A 23,934-nucleotide genomic window follows, 5' to 3' on the forward strand; every position below is an offset into this window, starting at 1 on the left:
AGCGGGAGAGCGCTTCCCTGACACGGAAGAGGTCACTGGTTCAATCCCAGTATCGCGCACAGCGGGAAGCCCCGGCGGATTCGTCCGCCGGGGCTTCCTCCGTGCCGGGGCCGGTCAGGTCGAGAACAGCATGTGCGCGAAGCTGCGGTGAGAGTGGTGGCCGTGGCCCCCGTAGTGGCCGCCGCCGTGGCCCCCGTACGGGGCTCCCCAGGCGGGGCCCGGCGCCTGCGGGTACGGCGCGGCGGGCGGCGCGGGCTGGGCCCACTGGGACTCGATGCGGGCCAGGGCCTCCAGCTCACCGAAGTCGAGGAAGATCCCCCGGCAGCCACTGCACTGCTCGATCTGGACGCCGTTGCGGTTGTACGTGTGCATCTCCGCGTGGCACTTGGGGCACTTCATCCAGGTCAGCTCCTCGACGGGGTGTACGGTCCGTTGCCCCTGTGACGACGCGGGAGCGGCCGACACGGTTGCGTGCGGGCTCAGTTGGCCTGCGGAAGGGCGGCGATCCGCTCGCAGGCCGCGACCACGAGCTGCTCCACCTCGTCGATGGGGCGCCCCTGCTCGGCCGCCTTCGCCAGGGCGAGGGCGGCGGTCTGCACGGTGAGCGCGCGGGCCGGCCCTTCCAGGCGGGGCCAGGGGTCGCCTGCCGCGGGAAGCGCGGGGCCGCCGGCCGCCCGGTAGGCGCCGAGGAAGCGGGCCCACACCTCGGGCGGCAGCAGGCCCGCCGCGTACCAGGCGGCGGGCCGCGCGAGGTCCCAGGCGGGGTCGCCCAGGCCCGCGTCGTCGATGTCGATCAGCAGCCACCTGCCGTCCTCGGGACCGCGGACGAGCTGGCCGAGGTGCAGGTCGCCGTGGCAGAGCGCGACGGGAGCGCCCGCCGCGTCCGGCACCGGGGCGGTGTGGGCGCGCTGCACGGCGCGGGCCGCCGGGTGTGCGGGGGCCGCGGCGCGCATCCGCGCCACGGCGGCGGCCACCTTGAGGGGCGCGCGCACCGGCGGCAGCGGCCCGGGGAGCGCTTCGAGGGGTACGGAGTGCAGCCGGGCGAGCAGCCGTGCCGCCTCCTCCCAGGGGGCGGCGTCCGGCTCTGCGGGGTCGACGGGGACGCCGTAGGGCCAGGCCGTGACGAGGCGGCCGCGCACCTCGGCCGGGGGGTCGAGCGGCGGGAGGAGGATGCCGGCGAGGAGCGGATGGGCGGCGAGTGCGAGCCTGGCGCGGTGGGCGGCCGGGTCGGTGCCCTCGGCATGCGCCTTCACGACGGCCGCGCCGTGGCGCACGACGGCGGCGTCGGGGCGGTCGGCGAGCACGCTGCCTCGGCCACAGGCACGGCAGGTGCCCCCGCGGTGCGCGGCGTCGCGTGCCACGCGGTGGAGCGCGGGCAGAAGCCCCTCGCGCGTCATGGGCCGGTCCTTCCCCTTGGCGGCGTGCGGACCCGGCTGCGGCGCCGGTGTGCGGTGAGCGTACGCGGTGCCTGCCCGCAGAAACGCGCCGGCCGGTCAGCTCCCCAGCTGACCGGCCGTACGCTGCCGTCCGCCGCACCCCCGTCCCCACGGGGCTGTTGGCCGGATGTCCCCGGCCCGGACCGCTCTCCCGGGCCTGGGGCGCGGTCAGCGCCCCAGCATCACGCCCACGGACGACGCCTGTTCGACCACTGCGCTCCAGCCGCCGAAGGCGACCACGAGCAGGGCCGCGAGGGGGAGCACGATGGCCGCCGCCACCAGGGGGTGGCGGGTGCCCGACGGCCGCACGCCCAGCGCCGCGAACGCCTTGCGCTGCGCGCTGAGCGTGCTCCGTGCCGCCGTGTCCGCCATCGTCCCTCTCCCGTCGAACGTCGCAGCGGCGGGCACCTGGCCTCGGGGGACGAGTGCTGTACCCACCGCTTGCCCCTCACACTAGGGAAGTTGCGGCGCCGGGTCGTCATGCCCGCGTACCGCTTGCGCGGCCTCCCAGGGGATGACCCGCCGTGCGGGGACGTACTCCCCTGGGTGGACTCACGGGGCGGGGGTCTCGGGGTCCTTCTGCGGGGCGCGCGTCACGCGTGACTTCGCTCACCCCGCGCCCCACGGGGAGCGGGCGCTCACCGGCTCCGCGACGGCGGGCGGGCCCGCCCCGGCGCGGTGGGCGGCGCGGTCCGCGCCGGGCACCCGGCGTGCCGCCCAATCCCCCTGGCGGGGAAGGATCTTGGGGCGGAGGCCGGCCCAAGGCGCCCGGTGCGGCGTACCTGGTGACATCGGCTCACCTGCCGGCTGCCGCACTGACGCTCGATCCGGACGCCAGGGCGCGGCCTGTGAGCGCGCGGGGGCGCGGATACGTAAGCTGTGCCACGTCAGACGGACGACCGGGCAGCGGGGATGGACATGGCGATGATGCGGCTCCGGCGCGAGGACCCGCGAGTCGTCGGCTCCTTCCGGCTCCACCGGCGGCTGGGCGCGGGCGGCATGGGCGTCGTCTACCTGGGGTCCGACCGGCGGGGGCAGCGCGTCGCGCTGAAGGTGATCAGACCTGACCTGGCGGAGGACCAGGAGTTCAGATCCCGCTTCGCGCGCGAGGTGTCCGCGGCGCGGCGCATCCGCGGCGGCTGCACGGCCCGCCTGGTCGCCGCCGACCTGGAGGCGGAGCGGCCCTGGTTCGCCACGCAGTACGTGCCGGGCCCCTCGCTGCACGACAAGGTCGCCGAGGAGGGCCCGCTGGCCGCGTCGGACGTGGCGGCGGTCGGCGCCGCGCTCTCGGAGGGCCTGGTGGCCGTGCACGAGGCGGGGGTCGTGCACCGGGACCTCAAGCCGTCGAACATCCTGCTCTCGCCCAAGGGCCCCCGCATCATCGACTTCGGGATCGCCTGGGCGACCGGCGCGAGCACGCTGACCCATGTCGGCACGGCCGTGGGCTCCCCCGGCTTCCTCGCGCCCGAGCAGGTGCGCGGCGCCGCCGTCACGCCCGCCACGGACGTGTTCGCGCTCGGCGCCACGCTGGCGTACGCGGCGACGGCCGACTCCCCGTTCGGGCACGGCAGTTCCGAGGTCATGCTCTACCGGGTGGTGCACGAGCAGCCGCAGCTGCGCGGGGTGCCCGACACGTTGGCGCCGCTGCTGCGGGCCTGCCTGGCGAAGGACCCTGGCGACCGGCCGAGCACGCTGCAGCTGTCGATGCGGCTCAAGGAGATCGCCGCCCGCGAGGCGCAGGGCCTGGCGGACGCGCGGCCGCCGGCCCAGCGGGACCGGGCGCCGCAGGACGTGCCGACGGGCCGGATGCCGGAGCGCGAGCGCCGGGCCGGTGAGCGGGCGACCGAGCACTACACGGAGCGTTCGATGTGGCGGGCGGCGGCCGCCGCGGACCACACCGACCACGCCGACCACACGGACCACTCCGGGCGGGGTCCTTCGCGTACGACGGGGGCGGGGCGCACCGCGCAGAAGCGCCCGGCCGCCGGCGCCCGCACGGGCGGGACCCGGCCGCCGGGGCCGCGGAGCGGGACAGGGAGCCGGTCCGGTACCCGGGGCGGCACCCCGCCGCGCAGGCCCGCGAACCCGCGGCTGCTGCGGCAGCGGCTCATCGTCTTCGTCATCGTGACGCTGCTGGTGGCGCTGGGGATCTGGCTGGCGCAGCAGTTCTGAGCCCGGTGCCCGCGGGCACCCCGCCACGGGGCCCGCCACCCGGGGGCCCGGCGGCGTGGCCAGGCGGGTCAGGACGTACGGTGCCGGGCGGTTCAGGGGGTGCTGGGCCGGGCGGACCAAGGCGTCGTGCTGGGCCGGGCGGACCAAGGCGTCGTGCTGGGCCGGGTGGACCAAGGCGTAGGGAGCCGGGGCGGGTCAGGGCGTGCGGGGCCTGGTGGCGTAGAAGGCGACCGCGGAGGCGGCGGCCACGTTGAGGGAGTCGACGCCCGCGTCCATCGGGATGCGCACGTGCACGTCGGCCGCGGCGAGGGTGGCGGGTGCGAGGCCCGTGCCCTCCGTGCCGAAGACCAGCGCGAGCTTCTCGTCGCCGCGCGCGGCGAGCACGTCGAGGGCGATGGCCCGGTCGCTCAGGCACAGCGCGGCCACGGTGAAGCCGGCGGCGCGCACCTCCGCCACGTCGCCGGGCCAGTGGGCCGCCCTGGTCCACGGCACCTGGAGGACGGCGCCCATCGATACCTTTACCGACCTGCGGTAGAACGGGTCGGCGCAGCGGGGCGTGAGCAGCACCGCATCGATGCCGAGGGCCGCCGCGTTACGGAAGGCTGCACCGATGTTGGCGTGGTCCACGATGTCCTCGAAGACCGCCACGCGCCGTGCCCCGGCGAGGAGTTCGTCGGCCGCGGGCAGCGGCCTGCGGGCCATGGCGGCCAAGGCCCCGCGGTGCACGTGGTAGCCGGTGACGCGCTCGGCGACCGCGGGGTCCACCAGGTAGACGGGCGCGGTGGCCTCTTCGACGACATCCGCGAGCGGCCCGAGCCACTTGGGCGAGAGCAGCATCGAGCGCATGGCGTAACCGGCCCGTACGGCACGGCGGATGACCTTCTCGCCCTCGGCGATGAAGAGGCCTTCCGCGGGTTCGCGGCGGCGGCGCAGTTCGACGTCGGTGAGGTCGGTGTAGTCGCGCAGGCGCGGGTCGGCGGGGTCGTCGACGGGAAGGGGACGCGCCATGTCTCAGCCGTTCCCGAGGACGACGACGTCGCCGATCACGATCACCGCGGGCGGCCGTACGGCCTCCGCCCTGGCCCGCTCCCCCACGGTCGCGAGGGTGGCGTCCACGCGGCGCTGCGCGGCGGTGGTGCCCTCCTGGACCAGCGCGACCGGTGTCGCCGGGTCCTTGCCGTGGGCGACCAGGGCGGCGGCGATCGCCTCGATCTTCTCGACGCCCATCAGCACGACGAGCGTGCCGGTGAGCCGGGCGAGCGCCGCCCAGTCCACCAGGGAGCGCGGGTCCTCGGGGGCGACGTGGCCGCTGACCACGGTGAACTCGTGGGCCACGCCCCGGTGGGTGACGGGGATGCCGGCGGCGCCCGGCACACTGATCGTGGAGGAGATGCCGGGCACGACCGTGCAGGGGATGCCCGCCTCGGCGAGCGCGTGCACCTCCTCCATGCCGCGGCCGAAGACGAACGGGTCGCCGCCCTTGAGGCGTACGACGTTCCTGCCGGCCTTGGCGTGCTCGACGAGCGCCGCGTTGATGGCCTCCTGCGCCATGGCCCGGCCGTAGGGGATCTTCGCCGCGTCGATGACCTCGACGTGCGGCGGGAGTTCGGCGAGCAGGTCGCGCGGGCCGAGCCGGTCGGCGACGACGACGTCCGCGGCGGCGAGCAGCCGGCGGCCGCGGACCGTGATGAGGTCGGGGTCGCCGGGGCCGCCGCCGACGAGGGCGACAGGGGCGGGCCCCGTGCCGGGGGTCCGCGCGCGGGCCGGGGCGAGGGTGCCCTCCCTGAGCCCCTCGACGACGGCGTCCCGTACGGCGGCCGAGCGGCGCGGGTCGCGGTGGCCCGCGTCGTGGCCGGCGAGCACGGCCACGGTGATGCCGTCCTCCTGGCCGGTGGCGGGCGTCCAGGCGGTGGCCTCCTGGGCGTCGTCGCTGCGCACGCACCAGACGCGGGCGCGCTCCGCCTCCTCGGACGCGGCTGCGTTGGCGGCCGGGTCGCTGGTGGCGACCAGCGCATACCAGGCGTCCGCGAGGTCGCCCTCGGCGTACCGGCGGCGCTCCCAGCGCAGTTCGCCCGCCGCCGCCATCGCCTCGACCGAGGGCGTCGCGGACGGCGAGACCAGCACGATGTCGGCGCCCGCCGCGATCAGCGCGGGCAGCCTGCGCTGGGCGACCTGACCGCCACCGAGCACGACCACCCTGCGGCCGGAGAGCCGCAGCCCCACCGGGTAGGCGGGGTGCCGGCCGTCGCGCGGGCCGGCCGGCCCTGTCGGCGGCGTTCGGGGGGCGTCGTCGGGCTCGGCCATCGTGCGTGCAGCTCCTCGGGCGGGTTCGTCTGGCGGCCGCTGCGCCGGTGGAGCGGCTGGTGGGACGGATGGTGCGACCACTTTACGTGGCGTTCGGGCGGGGGTCGCCCGGCGCGGACGCCCGGGGCCCGCAGGGGTGCGTGCCGTGTGCGGGGTGGACGCACGGGGTGCGCGGGGCCCGGGGCGCCGGGCGCATCGGGGTGCGGGCGGCTGCCGGTTCTGTACGTGGAGGAGGCGCGGGGCGGCGCCGGCCCGCCGCGCCGGGGTAAGGCCCCCGGGTCCGGGCCGGGAGCGGTGGAGCGGTCCCCCGGCGCGGGCCGGGACGATCCCACCGGGCTTCGCGGCGCCCTTCGCCGGGCGGCCCGCCGCGCCCTGGGCTCCGCCCGCCGGGCGGCCCGGCGGGTGTGCCGGGCCGCGCGCGGCGGCCGCTCCCCCGGTCCGGCTGCTACTTCTCGGTGACGCCCGCCGAGTCGAACGTCGCCACCTCGTGCATCGCGCGGGCCGCGCTCTGCACCAGGGGCAGGGCGAGCAGGGCGCCCGTGCCCTCGCCGAGGCGCAGGTCGAGGTCGACCAGCGGGCGCAGGCCGAGCTTGGTGAGGGCCGCGACATGGCCGGGCTCGGCGCTGCGGTGGCCTGCGATGCAGGCGGCCAGCGACTCGGGGGCGATCGCGCGGGCCACCAGGGCGGCCGCACCCGCGCTCACGCCGTCGAGGATCACCGGTGTGCGCAGTGAGGCGCCGCCGAGCAGGAAGCCGACGAGGGCGGCGTGTTCGAGGCCGCCGACCGCGGCGAGGACGCCGATCGGGTCGGCCGGGTCGGGCCTGTGCAGGTCGAGCGCACGGCGGACCACGTCGACCTTGCGGGTGTGCGTCTCGTCGTTGATACCGGTGCCGCGGCCGGTGACCTCGGCCGGGTCCATACCGGTGAACACCGAGATCAGGGCGGCGGAGACCGTCGTGTTGGCGATCCCCATCTCACCCGTCAGGAGGGCCTTGTTGCCCGCCGTGACCAGGTCGCGCGCGGTCTCGATGCCGGCCTCGACGGCCGCGACGGCCTCCTCGCGGGTCATCGCGGGCCCGGTGGTGAAGTCCGCGGTGCCGGCCCGTACCTTGCGCGGCAACAGGCCGGGGGTGGCGGGCAGTTCGGAGGCGACACCGACGTCCACGACGCAGATCTCCGCGCCCACCTGTCCGGCGAACGCGTTGCACACCGCGCCGCCGCCGAGGAAGTTCGCCACCATCTGGCCGGTGACCTCCTGCGGCCACGGTGTGACGCCCTGCGCGTGCACCCCGTGGTCCCCCGCGAAGACCGCGAGAGCCGCGGGCTCGGGGATCGGCGGCGGGCTCATCCGGGACAACCCGCTGAGCTGCGCCGAGATGATCTCCAGCACGCCGAGCGCGCCGGCCGGCTTGGTCATGCGCTTCTGGCGCTCCCACGCCTCGCCGAGCGCCTTCGCGTCGAGCGGCCGGATGCCGGCGACCGTCTCCTGGAGCAGGTCGTGGGCGTCCGCGCCCGGCAGGATGCGCCTGCCGTACGTCTCCTCGTGCACGACCCAGGCCAGCGGGCGCCGCCTGGACCAGCCCGCCTGCATCAGCTCGGGGTCCTCGGGGAACCTGTCGACGTACCCGACGCAGAGGTACGCCACGACTTCGAGGTGCTCCGGCAGGCCGAGCGCGCGGACCATCTCGCGCTCGTCGAAGAAGCTGACCCAGCCGACGCCGAGGCCCTCGGCACGCGCGGCGAGCCAGAGGTTCTCCACGGCGAGGGCCGAGGAGTAGGGCGCCATCTGCGGCTGGGTGTGCCGCCCCAGCGTGTGCCGGCCGCCGCGGGTGGGGTCGGCGGTCACCACGATGTTCACCGGGGTGTCGAGGATCGCCTCGATCTTCAGTTCCTTGAACTGCTTCGCGCGGCCCTTCGGCAGCGACCTGGCGTACGCGTCGCGCTGCCGCTGGGCCAGTTCGTGCATGGCGCGCCGGGTCTCCTCTGAGCGGATGACCACGAAGTCCCAGGGCTGCGAGTGCCCGACGCTCGGCGCGGTGTGCGCGGCCTCCAGGACGCGCAGCAGCACGTCCTGGGGGACGGGGTCGGAGCGGAAGCCGTTGCGGATGTCGCGGCGTTCGCGCATCACCCGCAGCACGGCGTCCCGTTCTGCCTCGTCGTAGCCCGAGGGGGCGGGGCCCGGGTCGGCTGGGCCGGGCCCCGCAGGGGCGCCGGGGGCGTCCGGGTTTTCGGCGGGCGCCGCCGCTGCCTCGTCCCGCGCCGTCTGTGGGGCCGGGGCCGCCGCACCGTCGTCGGCGAGGTTCTCCGCGCCGACGACGGCGTCGGTGACGAGGATGGGGGGCGGTACGTCGGAGGCGGCGGACTCGTCCGCCACGGGGGCCACCGGAGCCTCGGGCGTCTGGGCGGGCGGCGCCGCGTCCTGCGGCGCGGCGTCCGGTGTGCTGTGCGGGACGGCGGGCTCCTGCGTCTCGTCGGGGGCGGCCTGCTCGGCCGCCTCGGGGATGTCGTCCGCGGGTGGCTCCGGAGTGTCCTCGGTCGCCGTGGCGTCGACGGTCTCCGGCTCGTCCTCGGCCGCCGCAGCGTCCACGGTCTCCGGGGCGGCCCCGACGTCGACGGCCTGCGGCCCGGTCCCGGTCGCCGTGGCGTCGACGGTCTCCGGGGCGGGTGCGGCGGGTGCGGCGGGTGTGTCCTGGGGGGCCTGGGCCTCGGCGACCTGGACCGCCTCCTGGTGCCCGCCCTCGTCCTGTGCCTCGGGGGCCGGGCTCTGCGGCTCGGTCTCCTGCTCCGGCACCGGCTGCGCGGCGGGGGCCTGGACCTCGGGGGCCCGGCTCTCCGCCGCGGCCGTGTCCTGCGGCTGCGGGGCCTGCGGCGGCTGGGGCACCCACGGGACACCGCCTTGCGGCGCCCCGGCCGCACCGGGCGCGGCGGCCCCGGATTCCGCGGCGGGCGCGTCGTGGGCGACGTCGAAGTACTCGGGGCCCGTGGTGGGCGGCCCCGGCGTCTGCGAACGCACCGGGTAGACAGGTGCCTTGCGGGCGGCGGGCCCGCGATCGGCGAGCGAGCGCACGACACCGCTCGGCGGGTCGGAGACGGGCGGGCCGAGGCGCAGCGGTCTGCGCGGGCTCGCCTGCGCGGGGGTGGCCGCGGCCTGCCCGCCGAGGGAGCCGTCGGCGGGCACGGGCACACGCCCCGTGCCGGGGCCTTCGGGCTCGGCGGGTGCCTGCGGGTCCGCACCGGGCTGCCCAGGGGCCTCCTGCGCCGCGGTGCCCTCGACGTCACCGCCCGGATCCTGGGCCGCCTGGCCACCGGGCTCCTGGCCGGGAGCCCCCTGGCCCGGGATCTCCTGACCGCCCGGCGCGTGGCCGCCGGCTTCCCGGCCGTCGACCGGCCCGCTCGGAGCCTGCGGGCCGTCGGGTTCCTGCCCCTCGAACGTCCCGCCCGCGGCCTGCTGACCGTCGAGGCCCTGGCCTTCGGCCTGCGGGCCGGGAACCGCCAGGCCGGTCAGGGCGTGGTCTTCCGCCCCCGGGGCGCCGAGGCCGGGGGCCGCGGCCTGCGTGCCGTCGGCGCCCTGGGCCGAGGCCTCGCCCGCGAGTTGCCCGTGGGCCGCCGCCGGGTCCTGGCCCGGCACGAGGGCGAAGCCGCGGCCGTCGGAGCTGTGGGTCGGCTCCTGCGGGTGCGGGACCTGCGCCGCGCCGTACGGCACGCCGTCCACGGGGGTGTGCTGCTGCGGTGGCGCGTACTGCGCCTGCGGGGCCGCGTGCACCGGGGTCTGCGCCGCCGGCTCCGTCACCGGTGCCGGCTGATCTATGGGCGGCGTGTGCGCCGCGTGCGGGTCGAGGGCCCCGGCGGGGACCGCGTACTGCCCCGAGCCCTGGTGGCCGCCGTGCGGCTGCTGGTCCACCGGCGGCGCGTGGTACGCGTGTTCCTGCGACGGCACGGGCTGCGGGTCGCTCCAGGCGCCCTGCGCGCTCGGCATCAGGAGGAGGTCGTCGTCGTCCTGCGGGGCGTCGGAGGGGTCGAGGTAGGTGTACTCGCCGGCGGCCTGGCCGCCCTGCTGCTCCACCATGCCCGCGTTCCCCGGCCGCCCCTCGCCCGGGATCCCGCCGGTGTCCGTCATGCGTACCCCTCGCCCATCGGTTCTGCTCCTTACAGCCCTTCGCCGGGGTCACGCGGGGCCCTTGGCCCCGGCCGCCCGTCCATAACAACGAGCGGGGGCGCCGCGCGGCACGAGGGACCGCCGTCCTGGCGTGTCCCCACGCGGTCCCGCGGGCCGCGTGAAGCGTCTCCCCCCGACCACCGGCCGCGGACCGCGCGCCGTTGCGCGTCCCCCGGTCGCGCCGTACCGCCGAGGGGCGGGAAAGGGCCTCGTTCTCGAAAGAATGTGCCGGATTTCCCCGGATTTCCCCGGACATTGACCACCGGATACACGGGTGGCCGACTGCGGTACAACGATCGGCCAGCCTACCCCGCGCCCTCGCCCCGCGGGTTCAGGGGGCGCTTTCCCGCCGCCGCCCCGCGACCAGGAAGACGACCGCGCGCTCGCGCTCCGACCAGTCGTCCGTGTCCATCTCGACGGACTGCAGCAGGGTGCACTCCACGGTGTATCCGCCCGCGGCGAGCGCCGCGGAGACGGCCTCCGCCTCGTCCCGCGTCGCCGCGTGGGTGACGATCCGTTCGGGCCTGCGGTCGGCGCACGCGGTGACGGTGTCGAGGCCGCCGCCGCCGATGCGTACGACGTCGGGTTCCGGGAGGCTCTCGAGTACGTGGGGCGCGCGGCCCTGCACGACCTGGAGCTGCACGGCCGCGCGGCGGGCGGCCGCGGCGGTGGCCGCGCAGGCCCCCTCCTCCTCGTCCACGGCGATGACGGCGGCGCCGAACCTCGCGGCCTCCGCGGCGACGGCGCCGCTGCCTGAGCCGATGTCCCAGATCAGGTCGCCCGTGCGGGGCCCGATGCGGGCGAGCTGGGCCGCGCGCAGCCAGGTCGACTCGCCCTCGTCGAGAGCCACGCCGTACTCCTCGGTGGGCAGTGCCCAGCCGCGGCCCGTGGCACCCGCGGGGCGTGCGGGCCCGCCGAGCAGCCAGCCGGCGGGCGCGGACGCGGATATCGCAGCGCCTGGCGTGGCGCCGCCGATGACGATCACCACGTTCGGGTCGCGCCACACGTGGTCGGCGACCTTGTCCGAGGTGAGGACGCTCACCTGCTCGCGGTCCGTGCCGAGTTCCTCGCAGATGACGAAGGTGCGGTGGACGCCTTCGAGGAGCAGGGCGAGTTCGACGGGGCCGGCGCCCGGCGAGGTGAGGACGGCGACCTTGGTGTGGGCGCGGCAGACGTTCACCGCGCGGCGCAGGGTGCGGCGGTGCGCCACGACGACCTGGGCGTCGTCCCAGGCCATCCCGGCCCGTGCGAAGGCCGCCGCGACGGACGAGACGGCGGGTACGACCTCGACTTCCAGGCCGTGTTCGGGGGCCCGCAGGGTGCGTACGACGCCGAAGAAGCCGGGGTCGCCGTCGGCGAGGACGACGGCGCTGCCGCGGTGGCCCGCGATGCGGCGGGCGGCGAGGTCGATGCTGCCGAGGCGGATGTGCTCGGCGTCGTCGGGCACTTCGGGCAGCGCGAGGTGGTGTGCGGCCCCGGCCACCAGGGTGGCGGCGAGGAGCGCGGATCGGGCCGCAGGGGTCAGCGGTGAGCCGTCCCAGCCGATCACCGTGACGCGGTCGGCCATCGTCGTTCGTCTCCCGGAGTCGTCGCGGGCGGGATGGGGTGCGGGCTGGAGAAGGGGCAGATGGAGGGTGCGGGGGCGCCTGTGGCGTGACGCGGGGCACGGTGAGAGTACCGGGCCCCGGATCGGCGCGGCAGCCGGGTGGGGGTTCGGGCGCGGACTGCGCCCGGGGCGCCGACGCGCCCTGCCGCGCGAGTGGTTGGCCGGGGCGCGCACCGGTGCCGTGCGTCCGGCAGGACCGGGTGGGCGGCCACGCTCCCGCGCCGAGCGGACGGACGACCGCCCCTGCGGGCCCCGGACGGCCCGTCCGGGCTCAGCGCCAGTCGGTGTAGGTGGCGTAGCCGCCCGCGTCGGCGAGCTGCTCACCCACGCCTTCCAGGTCCTCGGGCAGGAGGCTCCACACGATCAGGTCGGTGCGGATGTCCGTCCAGCCGCCGTCCTCAGTCCTGGTGCGCGCTATCCAGGCGTTGCGCAGGACGCCCTCGCTGATGCACCCCATCTTCTGGGCGACCTGCTGTGCGGCGGTGTTGTCCGCGGCGGTGCGCAGTTCGAGCCGTTCGAACTTCTGGTCGCGGAACAGCCACTGGGCGACGGCGAGCATCGACTCCGTGGCGTAGCCCTCGCCGCGGGCCCAGGGCGCGGTGGCGTACTCGGCGCGCACGGCGAGGATGCGCCAGTCCGTGTCGTGCAGCCGCACGGTGCCGACGAGGCGCTGGGTGAGGAACTCGGTGACGGCGAAGACGATGCCGCGGCCCTCCCTGCGGACGGCGGGCGCGGCCCTGCCGACCCAGCGGGCCGCGTCGGCCGTCGTGAAGGGGTGCGGGGCGGACGTCCACGCGGTGACCATCTCGTCGTTCATCATCTCGGTGTACGCGGGGACGTCCGCGGACTCGAACGGGCGCAGCACGAGCCGCTCCGTGCTGATGGAAACATCCGGAAAGGTGGTAGTCATCCGCAGCTCCATGCCTGGTTCCGTCGAGCGGTGCGTCCGGTCCGCCGTAAAGGCACAGCATGCAGCATCCGGCGGCCCCCGCGCATAGGGGGTGGTCGGGGCCGGGCGCGGGCGGGTGCCCGGCCCGTAATACCCTCGGTCAATGCTTGTCGCCCTGACGATCGCGGTCACCGCGGCCGCGCTCGCGCTCGCCGCCTGGTGCGGTTTCGCCGCCTACCGGGACCAGCCCACGAAGGACTGGCACTTCATCGGCATGGCCGTGGTGTCGGTGCTCGCGCTGGTCCAGCTGGTGGTGGGGATCGTGGAGGTGGCGCGCGGCCGGCAGGCCCACGACGGGTCGGTGATCTTCTTCTCGTACCTGGCGGGCGCGGTGCTCGCGGTGCCGGTGGCGGGGTTCATGTCACTGACGGAGCGCAGCCGGTGGGGTTCGGTGGTGGTCGCGGCGGGCGGGATCGTCCTCGCCGTGCTCGAAGTGCGGCTCCACGCGATCTGGGGAGGGTGAGGCACGGTGAACGGAAGGGACGGATCGAACGTGACGGCACAGACGGCGGGCCCCGCGGAGCCGGTCGCCGGGGGTCCGGGCGGCGCCCCGGCCGAAGCCCCGGTGGGCGCGGACGGTGCCGTCGGCGCGGGCGGCGGGCGCAGGCGGACCAAGCTGGTGACCGGTCCCGGCGTGCTGCTGGTGTGGCTGTACGGGGTGATGACGGTCGGTGCCGCCTCGCGGTCGGTGTACCAGATCGCCACGGAGTTCCACCGGGCGCCGCTGGCGTACTCGCTCTCCGCGGTCGCGGCGGTCGTCTACGTCTTCATCACGTACACCCTGGTGCGCGGCGGGGAGACGGCCCGCAAGGTGGCGCTGGCGTGCTGCGCGCTCGAACTGGCCGGTGTGCTGACCGTCGGCACGTGGACCCTGGTCGACTCGTCGGCGTTCCCGGACGCGACGGTCTGGTCGTACTACGGGGCGGGCTACATCCTGATCCCGGTGGCGCTGCCGGTCACGGGCATCCTGTGGCTGCGCAGGTCGCGCGCGGTGGCGCCGGCCGCGTCCTGAGCCGGGCCTGCGGTCTTCTTCCCGGCCTCAGGGGCTGCTTGGGGCCTGCGGGCTTCCAAGCGGGCTGCCCTGTCGGTGCTCGCCCCTGACGTCCGCGCCCGGGACGCCAGGGGCCCTCGTCAGGCGCTTGCCACGAACGTGCCGGCCGTGGCCGGCTTCTCCAGCGTGAGCAGGTCGAGCCTGGTGTCCCCCGAGACGACAGGGGCGTAGCCGCGGCTGCGGTACAGGCGGGTGTCGCCGTCCTTGCGGCCGCCCGCGGAGAGCTGGAAGCGGCGCGCCGCCGGGTCCTGCGCGAAGTGCGTCTCGATGGCGTCGAGCAGTCGCCCGCCGAGGCCGTGGCGCCGCATCCGCGGGTGCACCATGAGCTTGCCGATGGTGGCGGTGCCCGACGCGTCGATCCTGCCGCGGACCGAGGCGACGACCTCGTCGCCGAGCCGCGCGACGAGGCAGTGGCCGCCCTCCAGGTCGGCCCTGAGCTCGTCGAGGGTCTGGGTCAGCGGCTCGATGGTGTAGTCGCCGTGGAGCTCCGCCTCTCCCTGGTAGCACAGGTACTGGAGTTTGAGGATCTTCTCCGCGTCCTGCGCCCGTGCCGCTGAGATGGTCACGCTCATGCCCATGTGTGCATGCCTCCCGCTCACTTGGTTGCGCCGATTGTCTACGGCTCCTTTCCCACAAGTCCAGGCGCCCCAACCTCCGGCGTGGGCATTCCACGGCGACAACCGGGACATCCGGCGCGCAACGTCACCAAACCGCGCTGTGACATAGCCAACGCTCCCGCCCGCCGGCCGGCGGGGACCACCCGTTCGGGCCCGCGCCGGCACGCCGGGGCGCGCTCAGCGGCGGCGCCGGGCGAGGAACTCCTCGCGGGCCAGCAGCGCCGTGTCCGCGTGGTCGGTGAAGACGCCGTCGATGCCGGTCTCGAAGTAGGCGCGGAACGCCCCGAAGGCGTCGCCGTAGGCGTTCGGGTCGGTGCCGCGGCGGAAGTCGGCGGGCAGGAAGGTGTTCTCGTTGCGCATCGTGTACGGGTGCAGGATCAGGCCCCGCGCGTGCGCGTCCCGCACCAGGGTGGTGGGCTCGCCCAGCCTGCCGGCCTCGTCCTTCGGGATGACCAGGTCGAGCGTCGGCCCGATGCCCCGGGCGAACGACGCGATCCAGCGCAGCCCCTCGGGCCTGACGAGGTCGTCCACACCGCGCGGGTCCCCCGCCGTCTCCAGGTCCCAGGGCCTGGTGCCCGCCGCGTCGAGCAGCACCACGCGCGGGGTCCCGACGAGCCTCGCCATGCGCCGCATGCTGGTCGGCTCGAAGGACTGGAGGTAGAGCGGGGAGTCGGCGCGGTGCCTGCCGTGGCGGCGCAGCAGCGCGGCGAGGCGCTCCTCCAGGGGCAGGCCGATGCCGCGGAAGTACGTGGGGTGCTTGGTCTCGGTGTAGAGCCAGACGGGCCGCCCGCGCCGCCGGCCCTGCTCGTCGGCCCAGGTCAGCACCTCCTCGAAGGTGGGGATCTCGAAGTGGCCGTCGTAGAGCGTGTTGTGCTGCCGGTTGGCCGGGATGCGCTCCTTGGCGCGCAGCGTCTTCAGTTCCGCGAGCGTGAAGTCCTCGGTGAACCAGCCGGTGATGTCGTTGCCGTCGACGGACTTGGTGGTGCGGCGCGCCGCGAACTCCGGGTGGTCCGCTACGTCGGTGGTGGCGGAGATGTCGTTCTCGTGGCGGCACACGAGGTGCCCGTCCCTGGTCGGCACGACGTCCTGCTCGACGATGTCGGCGCCCATGTCGAGGGCGAGTCGGTAGGAGGCGAGCGTGTGCTCAGGCCGGTATCCGGCGGTGCCCCGGTGGCCGACGACGGTGGGGACGGGCAGCGCGCCGCCGCGGCGTGCGGGCCGGGGGGCGGCCTGCGCCGCGGCGGCCGCGGCCGGGTCGGCGAGCGCGGCCGTGGTGAGGGCCGCGGTCCCCAGTACCGCCCTGCGCGCGGGACGCGCGGCGTCCGTGGGGGCGTGCTCCTGCTGGTGCTCCTGCGTCATGACGCTCCTTCGGCGGTGCGGGGCCCGTCGGCGAACGGCCGAGCGTAGGCCGGACAGCCCTGCGGTCGGGGGCAGTTGGCGGAACATGGCGGGGACCGCACCCCTCCTGTGGGGGTGCTGTGCGCGGGGCGCACCCCGGACCCCTACCCGGGTACGCCTCCCGACGTGCGCTCCGACACGCCTCCCGAGTAATGTCCTCACCTGCACAGACCTCGCCGTCATCCATGCCAGTCCACGACACGGAGGACCCGTTGTCCCGTTTCGCGTTCCTCAAGGCGACGCTCGGCTCCCTGGTGCGCCTCGCGTTCCGTACGAGGGTGGAGGGGGCGGAGCACATCCCGGCCACCGGTCCGGTGATCCTCGCCGGCAACCACCTGACCTTCATCGACTCGATGATCCTGCCGCTCGTCTGCGACCGGCAGGTCTTCTTCATCGGCAAGGACGAGTACGTCACGGGCCGGGGCATCAAGGGCCGTGCGATGGCATGGTTCTTCACCGGAGTCGGCATGATCCCGGTGGACCGGGACGGCGGGCGCGGCGGGGTGGCGGCGCTGATGACGGGGAGCCGCATCCTGGAGGAGGGGAAGATCTTCGGGATCTACCCGGAGGGCACCCGCTCCCCCGACGGCCGCCTGTACCGGGGCCGTACGGGCATCGCGCGGCTGACGCTGATGACGGGCGCCCCCGTGGTGCCGTTCGCGATGATCGGCACGGACAAGCTCCAGCCCGACGGGCGCGGGCTGCCGCGGGCCGGGAAGGTGACCGTCCGTTTCGGCCCGGCGATGGAGTTCTCCCGGTACGACGGGATGGAGCGCGACCGCTATGTGCTGCGCGCGGTGACGGACTCCGTGATGGCGGAGGTCATGCGGCTCGGCGGCCAGGAGTACGTGGACATGTACGCGACCAAGGCGAAGGCCGCGTAGCCGTACGGCCCTTGACCTGTGCGTCCCGCGCTCACTCGGCCCTGTCCCCCGCGAGGTGTGCGGGCCGCTCGTCCGCATCGTCCGACTCCTCCTCCGGGGGCGCCTCGGCGAGGCGCTGTCCGCGCAGCAGGACCCAGGCGGCGGCGGCCGTCAGCAGCAGGATCAGCGCGCCCGCGCCCGCCGCGACCCGCAGGCCCGACATGAACGACTCCTGCGCGGCGGCGACCAGCGCCGCGCCGCGCCCGCCGAGGCCGTGCGCCGCCTGGACGGCGCCGCCCAGCGACTCGTGGGCTGCGGCGGCCGCCGCCGCGGGCACGCCAGGCGGAGTGGCGAAGCCCCGGTAGACGCCGGTGACGATGCTGCCCAGCAGGGCGATGCCGAGGGCCGCGCCGAGTTCGTACGCGGTCTCGGAGACCGCGGACGCGGCGCCCGCCTCCTCCTTGGGCACGCTGCCGAGGAGCACGTCGGCGGTGACGGTGAAGCTGAAGCCCGCGCCGACGCCGACGACAAGCAGCACCGCGCCGAGCGCCGGATAGCCGGTGTGCTCCCCGAAGAGGGTGACGGCGGCGAGCGCGAGGCCGACCGCGGCGAGGCCGCCCGAGACGATCGCGCGGACCGAGAAGCGGCGGGCCGCGCGCCCCGCGACCAGGCCGGCCGCGACGGCGCCGACCGCGGCGGGGATCTCGGCGAGTCCTGCCTCCAGCGGGTCGCGCCCCTGGACGAGCTGCAGGTACTGCGAGAGGAAGAAGACCAGGCCCGAGAGTCCGAGGATGGTCAGCAGGTCGGCGAGTACGGCGCCGCGGAACCCCCGGCGCTGGAACAGCCGCATGTCGAGCAGCGGCACGGGCAGCGTCAGCTGCCGCCGTACGAACCAGAAGAGGGCGCCGGCGCCCAGGGCGCCGGCGGCCACGGCGTCCCAGCGCACGCCGTGGGCGGCGGCCTCCTTCACCGCGTAGACGACGCCGACGATTCCGACGAGCGAGAGCAGCACGCTCGGCAGGTCCCAGGGGCCCGGGTGCGGGTTGCGCGACTCCGGCAGCAGCCGGGCGCCGACGAGCACGAGCACCGCCATCACCGGCAGGTTGATCAGGAAGACCGAGCCCCACCAGAAGTGCTCCAGCAGGAAGCCGCCGACGATCGGCCCGACGGCCGCGCCCGCCGAGGCCATGGCGCCCCAGATGCCGACGGCGAGGCTGCGCTCGCGCGGATCGTGGAAGATGTTGCGGATCAGCGCGAGGGTGGCGGGCATCAGGGTGGCGCCCGCGACACCGAGCAGGGCGCGCGCGACGATCATCATCTCCGGGCTCGTCGCGTACGCGTTGAGCACCGAGATCCCGCCGAAGGCGACCGAGCCTGCGAGCAGCAGCCGCTTGCGGCCGATGCGGTCGCCGAGGCCGCCCATGGAGACCAGCAGCCCGGCGATGACGAAGGAGTAGATGTCGCCGATCCACAGCAGCTGGGTGCCACTGGGGCGCAGGTCCTCGCTGAGGAAGGGCGTGGCGAGGCCGAGGACGGTCGCGTCGACGGCGACCAGCAGCACGGCGAGCACCAGCACGGCGAGGGCGAGCCAGCGGGCCGCGCCGCCGCGGGCCGCCGCAGCGGTCGTGCCGCGGGTCATGTCCGCACGCCCCTTCGTGCCCCTCCGAGGAGGAGTTCGCAGGTCATGTACGGGAAGTCCCGGGCGGCCACCCGGCCGTCCTGGATGGACCAGGCGCAGGCGCCGATCAGCCCGTACAGCGCCTCGGTGAGCCAGGCGGGCGGCAGGTCGATACGGAACTCGCCGCGCTCCTGGCCCCGGCGGAACAGGGACGAGATGCGGCCGTCTATCCGGCTCCACCCCTCGTGCACGTCGTCTCCCTCGAACAGCTGGTTCTCGGTGATGAGGAAGGCGAGGAGGCCTGCGGCGGGCTCGACCGCGGCGACGAAGCGGCGCAGCGCGCCCTCCGCGGGTCCGTCGTCGAGGCGGGCGGCGTCGAGCGCGGCCTCGGTCTCCTGGATGCCGAGGGATTCGAGCGCCCGCACCAGCGCGTCCCGCCCGGCGAAGTGCCGGTGCAGGGTGGCTCTTCCGATGCCCGCGGCCCGCGCCACCTCGTCCAGGGTGGCGGTGGCGCGGCGCGTCAGCAGGGCGGCGGCGCTGCGCAGTACGTGGTCCCGGTCGACAGCCATGAGACGACCCTAACCCGGATGAGACGGCGGTGTCTCACCGCGTGGGAGATGTCACGCGGGACCCATGGCCGTGTCCTGCCGGACCGGGCCACGGGATATCTTGATGTCGAGCAATATTGCAGAAGTCCTTGCTGACGTGAGCAACGTGGAGCGGAGCACCGGTGACTGACTCGACCATCATCTATACGCACACCGACGAGGCCCCGGCCCTGGCGACCTATTCGTTCCTGCCCGTGGTCGAGGCGTACGCCTCGACGGCCGGCGTCGCCGTGGAGAGCCGGGACATCTCGCTGGCCGGGCGGATCATCGCCCAGTTCCCGGAGCGTCTCAAGGAGGAGCAGCGCGTCGGCGACGCCCTCGCCGAGCTGGGTGCCCTCGCCAGGACCCCGAGCGCCAACATCATCAAGCTGCCGAACATCTCGGCATCGATCCCGCAGCTCAAGGCCGCCGTCGCGGAGCTCAAGGACAAGGGCTACGACCTGCCTGACTACCCGGACGACCCGAAGACCGACGAGGAGCGCGACATCCGCGCCCGCTACGACAAGGTCAAGGGCAGCGCCGTCAACCCGGTGCTCCGCGAGGGCAACTCCGACCGCCGCGCCCCCGCGTCCGTGAAGAACTACGCGCGCAACCACCCGCACCGCATGGGCGCCTGGTCGCCCGACTCGAAGACCAATGTCGCCACCATGGCGGCCGACGACTTCAGGACCACCGAGAAGTCCGTGGTCATCGCCGCGGACGGCGCGCTGCGCATCGAGCTGGTCGGCGACGACGGCACCACGACGGTGCTGCGCGAGTCCGTGCCGGTCCTCAAGGACGAGGTCGTGGACGCCTCCGTGCTGCGCGTCGCCGCGCTGCGCGAGTTCCTCACCGAGCAGATCGCGGAGGCCAAGCGCCAGGGCGTGCTGTTCTCCGTGCACCTCAAGGCCACGATGATGAAGGTCTCCGACCCGGTCATCTTCGGCCATGTCGTGCGCGCCTTCTTCCCGAAGACGTTCGCCGCGTACGGCGACGTGCTCGCGAAGGCGGGCCTGACCCCGAACGACGGCCTCGGCGGCATCCTCAAGGGCATCGAGGGCCTGCCCGAGGGCGCGGAGATCAAGGCCTCCTTCGACGCCGAGCTGGCCGAGGGCCCTGAGCTCGCGATGGTCGACTCGGACCGCGGCATCACCAACCTGCACGTGCCGAGCGACGTGATCGTGGACGCCTCCATGCCCGCGATGATCCGCACCTCGGGCCACATGTGGGGCAAGGACGGCGGGGAGCACGACACCCTCGCGGTCATCCCCGACAGCAGCTACGCGGGCATCTACCAGGCCACCATCGAGGACTGCCGCGCCCACGGCACCTTCGACCCCTCGACCATGGGCTCCGTGCCCAACGTCGGCCTGATGGCGCAGGCGGCCGAGGAGTACGGCAGCCACGACAAGACCTTCGAGATCCCGACCACCGGTACGGTGCGCGCGGTCGACGGCTCCGGCACCGCGGTCCTCGAACAGGCCGTCAGCGCCGGCGACATCTTCCGCATGTGCCAGACCAAGGACGTGCCGATCCGCGACTGGGTCAAGCTGGCCGTCACCCGCGCCCGCGCCACCGGCGACCCGGCCGTGTTCTGGCTTGACGAGACCCGCGCCCACGACCGCAACCTGATCGCCAAGGTCGAGCAGTACCTGCCCGAGCACGACACCGAGGGCCTGACCGTCGAGATCAAGTCACCGGTCGACGCGATCCGCTTCTCGCTGGAGCGCATCCGCCGCGGCGAGAACACCATCTCGGTCACCGGCAACGTGCTGCGCGACTACCTGACGGACCTGTTCCCGATCCTGGAGCTCGGCACGAGCGCCAAGATGCTCTCCGTCGTCCCGCTCATCAACGGCGGCGGCCTCTTCGAGACGGGCGCGGGCGGCTCCGCCCCCAAGCACGTCCAGCAGCTCGTCAAGGAGAACTACCTCCGCTGGGACAGCCTGGGCGAGTTCCTGGCCCTCGCGGTCAGCTTCGAGCAGCTCGCGGGCACCGCGGGCAACCCGCGCGCCAAGGTCCTCGCGGACACCCTGGACCGCGCCACCGGCACCTTCCTCGACCAGGACAAGTCGCCGAGCCGCCGCGTCGGCGGCATCGACAACCGCGGCAGCCACTTCTACCTCGCCCTGTACTGGGCGCAGGAGCTGGCGAAGCAGACCGAGGACGCGCAGCTCGCCGAGGCGTTCGGACCGCTGGCGAAGACGCTGACGGAGCAGGAGCGGACCATCGTCGACGAGCTGATCGCCGTGCAGGGCTCGCCGGTCGACCTGGGCGGCTACTACCAGCCTGACCCGGCGAAGGCCACGGCCGCGATGCGCCCGTCGAAGACCTTCAACCAGGCGGTGGACGCGCTCAAGGGCTGACGGCCCCCGCTGACGGGCCGGGGGCGGCGCGCTCCCCGGCCGCCGGCTCTCCACGGCAGAAGGCGCACGGCCCGTGTGGCACGGGTCGTGCGCCTTCTGCGCGTTCCAGCAGGGGCGGCAGGAGTCGAACCTGCGACCGACGCTTTTGGAGAGCGTTGCTCTGGCCTCTGAGCTACACCCCTTCGGCGTCCCCGACTCTGACAGGTCCGCCTCAGGGGTGCCATCCGATTATCGGTGTGTCGCCCCGACTGCCCCGAATGGCGGTCACTTCTTCGCGGCGGCCCACGCGTGCTGGATCACCAGGTCGGCCTTGAGCTCGGAGAGCTGCGCCAGGACCGCGGAAGGTGCCGTGCCGCCGCGCCCGTTGCGGGAGGCGAGGGCGCCCTGCACATTGAGCACGGAGCGCACGTCGGGCGTCAGGTGCGGGGAGATCTTGGCGAACTGCTCGTCCGTCAGCTCGTCGAGCTCGATCCCGAGCGCCTCGCACTCCTTGACGCACTCCCCCGCGACCTCGTGCGCGACCCGGAACGGCACGCCCTGCTTGACCAGCCACTCCGCGACGTCCGTGGCGAGCGAGAAGCCCGCGGGCGCCAGCTCCTCCATCCGCGTCCTGTTGACCTTCAGGGTGGCCATCATGCCGGTGAACGCGGGCAGCAGGAGTTCCAGCTGGTCGCAGGAGTCGAAGACCGGCTCCTTGTCCTCCTGGAGGTCGCGGTTGTACGCGAGCGGCAGCGCCTTGAGCGTGGCGAGCAGGCCGGTCAGATTGCCGATGAGGCGGCCCGACTTGCCCCGCGCCAGCTCGGCGATGTCCGGGTTCTTCTTCTGCGGCATGATCGACGAGCCGGTGGAGTAGGCGTCGTCCAGCGTCACGAAGGAGAACTCCTTCGTGTTCCAGATGATGACCTCCTCCGCGATCCGGGAGAGGTTCAGGCCGATCATCGCGGTGATGAAGGCGAACTCGGCGACGAAGTCGCGGGACGCCGTGCCGTCGATGGAGTTGCCGGCGGAGCCGCGCTCGAAGCCGAGGTCGACCGCGACCGCCTCCGGGTCGAGGCCGAGCGACGAACCGGCCAGCGCGCCGGAGCCGTACGGGGAGACCGCCGTGCGCTTGTCCCACTGGCGCAGCCGCTCCGCGTCCCGCGAGAGGGCCTGGACGTGCGCGAGCACATGGTGGGCGAACAGCACGGGCTGGGCGTGCTGGAGGTGGGTGCGACCGGGCATGGCCACGGTCGAGTTGGCCTCGGCGAGGCCCACCAGCGCGTCCTGGAGGTCGGCGATCAGGGCGCCGATGGTCCGCGCGTGGTCGCGCAGGTACATCCGGAAGAGGGTGGCGACCTGGTCGTTGCGGGAGCGGCCCGCGCGCAGCTTGCCGCCGAGGTCGGGGCCGAGGCGTTCGATCAGACCGCGCTCCAGGGCGGTGTGCACGTCCTCGTCGGCGACGGTGCCGGTGAACGAGCCGCCCACGACGTCGTCCTCCAGCTGGGCGAGGCCCGCGAGCATCTCGGTCAGCTCGTCGGCCGTGAGCAGCCCCGCCTTGTGCAGCACGCGCGCGTGGGCGCGCGACCCGGCGATGTCGTACGGGGCGAGGCGCCAGTCGAAGTGCACGGACGCGGAGAGCCTGGCCAGGGCGTCGGCCGGCCCGTCGGCGAACCTGCCGCCCCAGAGCCGGACGTCACCGTTGTTGCTGCTCACTGCTGCTCCCGAGGTGAGAGGGGTTGGACATGAGGGGGTGCGGGGGATGGTGCGGGGCCGAGGCCCGAGAGCCGGGGCTCAGGACCGCGACCGCCTCCCCGCCCTGCGAGGGAGCGGGGAGGCGGTACCAGGTCGAGTCTTCCCGAGGCTGTCACGCCCGCGGGTCCCGCTCGGCGGCGGTCTCCGGGTCTCTTCCTTGGATGCATTCACTGGTGGGTATAACTATGCAAGGGGACGCATGGTTTGTCAAAGCCCGGGGCCGGGGGCCGCGCGCGGGCGCAGGGTCCCCCGTACGGCTCCGCCCGGCGGCCCGCGGCGCCCGCCGCTCCTACGCTCCGAGACATGAAGAGAGCCCGCGCGGCGGTCTCCGCGCTCCTCACCCTCACCGCCGTCGCCGCGACCACGGCGGCCGCCGCGCCCGGCGGCGCGGGGCCGCTGCCCGAGCGGATGGCGGACACCGGCGGCGGCAGCCAGTTGATCACCGTGGCGGGGCCCGCGCTCGGCTCCAGGACGGGCCGGCTCACCTGGTGGGACCGGCGGGGGCGGCACTGGGTCGCGGCGGGTTCCGCGCCCGCGCGGTTCGGCGCGAACGGCCTGACGGACGGCGCCACGCGCAGGCAGGGCACCTCCACCACGCCGACGGGCCTCTACGGCCTGCCGTACGCCTTCGGCAACGCGGCGGCGCCGCGCGGTACGACGTATCCCTACCGGCGCGCGAGCGACCGCTCCTGGTGGTGCGAGGACAACGCGTCGCACGCGTACAACCGCTGGACCGAGGGGCTGCCGCCGGACTGCCGGGCGAGCGAGTCCGAGCACCTGGCGGACTACGCGGAGCAGTACGCGCACGCGCTGGTGATCGCCTACAACTACGACCACCCGGTGCGCGGGCGGGGCGCCGGGATCTTCCTGCACGTCAACGGGGAGGGCGCGACGGCGGGCTGCGTCTCGGTCCCGGCGGACGCGATGGCCGCGGTCCTCTCCTGGGCCGACCGGTCGCGGCTGCCGCACATCGCAATCGGCACGGAGCGCGGGGCCACGGCGGTCACGGCGTACTGAGCCGCGTCCCCTCCGGGGCGCCGGGAAACACACCACCCGGCGGACAAGGAAAGCACGCCCCCG

General features: G+C 74.9%; 19 protein-coding genes and 1 tRNA gene. 6 read left to right on the forward strand and 14 right to left on the reverse strand.

All coding sequences use genetic code 11. The features are described 5' to 3' along the window. Window positions 1-114: 114 nt before the first annotated feature. The 3 genes from ABEA77_RS13370 to ABEA77_RS13380 form a co-directional block, all read right to left on the reverse strand. On the reverse strand, window positions 115-399 hold the full coding sequence (locus ABEA77_RS13370; protein WP_345645873.1) for a TFIIB-type zinc ribbon-containing protein: 285 nt from the start codon (window positions 397-399) through the stop codon (window positions 115-117). 80 nt (window positions 400-479) lie between these two features. After that, window positions 480-1,397, reverse strand: a complete 918-nt coding sequence (locus tag ABEA77_RS13375; RefSeq protein ID WP_345645875.1) for a phosphotransferase — start codon at window positions 1,395-1,397, stop codon at window positions 480-482. 207 nt (window positions 1,398-1,604) lie between these two features. Further along, on the reverse strand, window positions 1,605-1,808 hold the full coding sequence (locus tag ABEA77_RS13380) for a hypothetical protein (RefSeq protein WP_345645878.1): 204 nt from the start codon (window positions 1,806-1,808) through the stop codon (window positions 1,605-1,607). Between the two features lie 540 nt (window positions 1,809-2,348). On the opposite strand from ABEA77_RS13380, the gene ABEA77_RS13385 reads away from it, so the two are divergent. Further along, on the forward strand, window positions 2,349-3,608 hold the full coding sequence (locus ABEA77_RS13385) for a serine/threonine-protein kinase (RefSeq protein WP_345646125.1): 1,260 nt from the start codon (window positions 2,349-2,351) through the stop codon (window positions 3,606-3,608). A 195-nt stretch (window positions 3,609-3,803) separates the two neighbouring features. Here the strand turns inward: ABEA77_RS13385 and ABEA77_RS13390 are convergent, their stop codons facing one another. The 5 genes from ABEA77_RS13390 to ABEA77_RS13410 all read right to left on the reverse strand — a co-directional run bounded on the left by ABEA77_RS13390 (window position 3,804) and on the right by ABEA77_RS13410 (window position 12,584). Continuing rightward, complete coding sequence (locus ABEA77_RS13390; RefSeq protein WP_345645881.1) at window positions 3,804-4,616, reverse strand: TrmH family RNA methyltransferase; 813 nt, start codon at window positions 4,614-4,616, stop codon at window positions 3,804-3,806. Between the two features lie 3 nt (window positions 4,617-4,619). Continuing rightward, window positions 4,620-5,912 (reverse strand): uroporphyrinogen-III C-methyltransferase, encoded by a 1,293-nt coding sequence (cobA, locus tag ABEA77_RS13395; protein ID WP_345645884.1) that lies wholly within the window; start codon window positions 5,910-5,912, stop codon window positions 4,620-4,622. Window positions 5,913-6,357: 445 nt separating this feature from the next. Beyond that, the gene (gene cobT, locus ABEA77_RS13400; RefSeq protein ID WP_345645887.1) at window positions 6,358-10,029 is read right to left on the reverse strand and encodes a nicotinate-nucleotide--dimethylbenzimidazole phosphoribosyltransferase; all 3,672 of its coding nucleotides are present in this window, start codon (window positions 10,027-10,029) and stop codon (window positions 6,358-6,360) included. Window positions 10,030-10,399: 370 nt separating this feature from the next. Next, the gene (cbiE, locus tag ABEA77_RS13405) at window positions 10,400-11,635 is read right to left on the reverse strand and encodes a precorrin-6y C5,15-methyltransferase (decarboxylating) subunit CbiE (RefSeq protein ID WP_345645890.1); all 1,236 of its coding nucleotides are present in this window, start codon (window positions 11,633-11,635) and stop codon (window positions 10,400-10,402) included. Between the two features lie 310 nt (window positions 11,636-11,945). After that, window positions 11,946-12,584, reverse strand: coding sequence for a GNAT family N-acetyltransferase (locus ABEA77_RS13410; protein ID WP_345645893.1), 639 nt, complete (start codon window positions 12,582-12,584; stop codon window positions 11,946-11,948). A gap of 142 nt (window positions 12,585-12,726) precedes the next feature. Here ABEA77_RS13410 and ABEA77_RS13415 point away from each other — a divergent pair, with 142 nt between their 5' ends. Both ABEA77_RS13415 and ABEA77_RS13420 read left to right on the forward strand, forming a co-directional pair. Next, the gene (locus tag ABEA77_RS13415) at window positions 12,727-13,086 is read left to right on the forward strand and encodes a hypothetical protein (RefSeq protein WP_345645895.1); all 360 of its coding nucleotides are present in this window, start codon (window positions 12,727-12,729) and stop codon (window positions 13,084-13,086) included. A 102-nt stretch (window positions 13,087-13,188) separates the two neighbouring features. Then, a complete protein-coding gene (locus ABEA77_RS13420; protein ID WP_345646128.1) occupies window positions 13,189-13,635 on the forward strand; it encodes a hypothetical protein in 447 nt (148 codons plus the stop codon). A 119-nt stretch (window positions 13,636-13,754) separates the two neighbouring features. On the opposite strand, the gene ABEA77_RS13425 is transcribed toward ABEA77_RS13420, so the two are convergent. Further along, window positions 13,755-14,252: a GNAT family N-acetyltransferase gene (locus ABEA77_RS13425; protein ID WP_345645896.1), complete on the reverse strand. Its 498-nt coding sequence runs from the start codon at window positions 14,250-14,252 to the stop codon at window positions 13,755-13,757. A 216-nt stretch (window positions 14,253-14,468) separates the two neighbouring features. Next, the gene (locus ABEA77_RS13430) at window positions 14,469-15,650 is read right to left on the reverse strand and encodes a glycerophosphodiester phosphodiesterase (protein WP_345645898.1); all 1,182 of its coding nucleotides are present in this window, start codon (window positions 15,648-15,650) and stop codon (window positions 14,469-14,471) included. A 191-nt stretch (window positions 15,651-15,841) separates the two neighbouring features. Here ABEA77_RS13430 and ABEA77_RS13435 point away from each other — a divergent pair, with 191 nt between their 5' ends. Continuing rightward, the gene (locus ABEA77_RS13435) at window positions 15,842-16,573 is read left to right on the forward strand and encodes a lysophospholipid acyltransferase family protein (protein ID WP_345645900.1); all 732 of its coding nucleotides are present in this window, start codon (window positions 15,842-15,844) and stop codon (window positions 16,571-16,573) included. A 31-nt stretch (window positions 16,574-16,604) separates the two neighbouring features. Here the strand turns inward: ABEA77_RS13435 and ABEA77_RS13440 are convergent, their stop codons facing one another. Continuing rightward, window positions 16,605-18,191: an MFS transporter gene (locus tag ABEA77_RS13440; protein ID WP_345645903.1), complete on the reverse strand. Its 1,587-nt coding sequence runs from the start codon at window positions 18,189-18,191 to the stop codon at window positions 16,605-16,607. Further along, entirely contained in the window at window positions 18,188-18,739 is a 552-nt protein-coding gene (locus tag ABEA77_RS13445; protein ID WP_345645906.1) for a TetR/AcrR family transcriptional regulator, read from the reverse strand. Before ABEA77_RS13445 ends, ABEA77_RS13440 begins: the two co-directional genes overlap by 4 nt. Before the next feature lie 161 nt (window positions 18,740-18,900). Between ABEA77_RS13445 and ABEA77_RS13450 the strand changes: the two genes are divergently transcribed. Beyond that, entirely contained in the window at window positions 18,901-21,123 is a 2,223-nt protein-coding gene (locus ABEA77_RS13450) for an NADP-dependent isocitrate dehydrogenase (protein ID WP_345645908.1), read from the forward strand. 109 nt (window positions 21,124-21,232) lie between these two features. On the opposite strand, the gene ABEA77_RS13455 is transcribed toward ABEA77_RS13450, so the two are convergent. Together ABEA77_RS13455 and argH are read right to left on the reverse strand one after the other, a co-directional pair. Beyond that, window positions 21,233-21,305: transfer RNA gene (locus ABEA77_RS13455), tRNA-Trp, on the reverse strand. Window positions 21,306-21,387: 82 nt separating this feature from the next. Further along, window positions 21,388-22,815 (reverse strand): argininosuccinate lyase, encoded by a 1,428-nt coding sequence (gene argH / locus ABEA77_RS13460; RefSeq protein ID WP_345645911.1) that lies wholly within the window; start codon window positions 22,813-22,815, stop codon window positions 21,388-21,390. 342 nt (window positions 22,816-23,157) lie between these two features. On the opposite strand from argH, the gene ABEA77_RS13465 reads away from it, so the two are divergent. After that, entirely contained in the window at window positions 23,158-23,871 is a 714-nt protein-coding gene (locus ABEA77_RS13465) for a L,D-transpeptidase family protein (RefSeq protein WP_345645914.1), read from the forward strand. Window positions 23,872-23,934 lie beyond the last annotated feature (63 nt).

Origin of the sequence: Streptomyces tremellae (genome assembly GCF_039540215.1) — a bacterium.
Lineage (GTDB): Bacteria > Actinomycetota > Actinomycetes > Streptomycetales > Streptomycetaceae > Streptomyces > Streptomyces tremellae.

Bases quoted from the DNA above. Each gene is read 5' to 3' on its own strand.
- ABEA77_RS13385 (WP_345646125.1), top strand. From the start codon at position 2,349: ATGGACATGGCGATGATGCGGCTCCGGCGCGAGGACCCGCGAGTCGTC.
- ABEA77_RS13430 (WP_345645898.1), bottom strand. From the start codon at position 15,650: ATGACGCAGGAGCACCAGCAGGAGCACGCCCCCACGGACGCCGCGCGT.
- ABEA77_RS13375 (WP_345645875.1), bottom strand. From the start codon at position 1,397: ATGACGCGCGAGGGGCTTCTGCCCGCGCTCCACCGCGTGGCACGCGAC.
- ABEA77_RS13390 (WP_345645881.1), bottom strand. From the start codon at position 4,616: ATGGCGCGTCCCCTTCCCGTCGACGACCCCGCCGACCCGCGCCTGCGC.
- cbiE (WP_345645890.1), bottom strand. From the start codon at position 11,635: ATGGCCGACCGCGTCACGGTGATCGGCTGGGACGGCTCACCGCTGACC.
- ABEA77_RS13380 (WP_345645878.1), bottom strand. From the start codon at position 1,808: ATGGCGGACACGGCGGCACGGAGCACGCTCAGCGCGCAGCGCAAGGCG.
- ABEA77_RS13410 (WP_345645893.1), bottom strand. From the start codon at position 12,584: ATGACTACCACCTTTCCGGATGTTTCCATCAGCACGGAGCGGCTCGTG.
- cobA (WP_345645884.1), bottom strand. From the start codon at position 5,912: ATGGCCGAGCCCGACGACGCCCCCCGAACGCCGCCGACAGGGCCGGCC.
- ABEA77_RS13465 (WP_345645914.1), top strand. From the start codon at position 23,158: ATGAAGAGAGCCCGCGCGGCGGTCTCCGCGCTCCTCACCCTCACCGCC.
- ABEA77_RS13445 (WP_345645906.1), bottom strand. From the start codon at position 18,739: ATGGCTGTCGACCGGGACCACGTACTGCGCAGCGCCGCCGCCCTGCTG.
- ABEA77_RS13435 (WP_345645900.1), top strand. From the start codon at position 15,842: ATGTCCTCACCTGCACAGACCTCGCCGTCATCCATGCCAGTCCACGAC.
- ABEA77_RS13415 (WP_345645895.1), top strand. From the start codon at position 12,727: ATGCTTGTCGCCCTGACGATCGCGGTCACCGCGGCCGCGCTCGCGCTC.
- ABEA77_RS13440 (WP_345645903.1), bottom strand. From the start codon at position 18,191: ATGACCCGCGGCACGACCGCTGCGGCGGCCCGCGGCGGCGCGGCCCGC.
- ABEA77_RS13370 (WP_345645873.1), bottom strand. From the start codon at position 399: ATGAAGTGCCCCAAGTGCCACGCGGAGATGCACACGTACAACCGCAAC.
- ABEA77_RS13425 (WP_345645896.1), bottom strand. From the start codon at position 14,252: ATGGGCATGAGCGTGACCATCTCAGCGGCACGGGCGCAGGACGCGGAG.
- cobT (WP_345645887.1), bottom strand. From the start codon at position 10,029: ATGACGGACACCGGCGGGATCCCGGGCGAGGGGCGGCCGGGGAACGCG.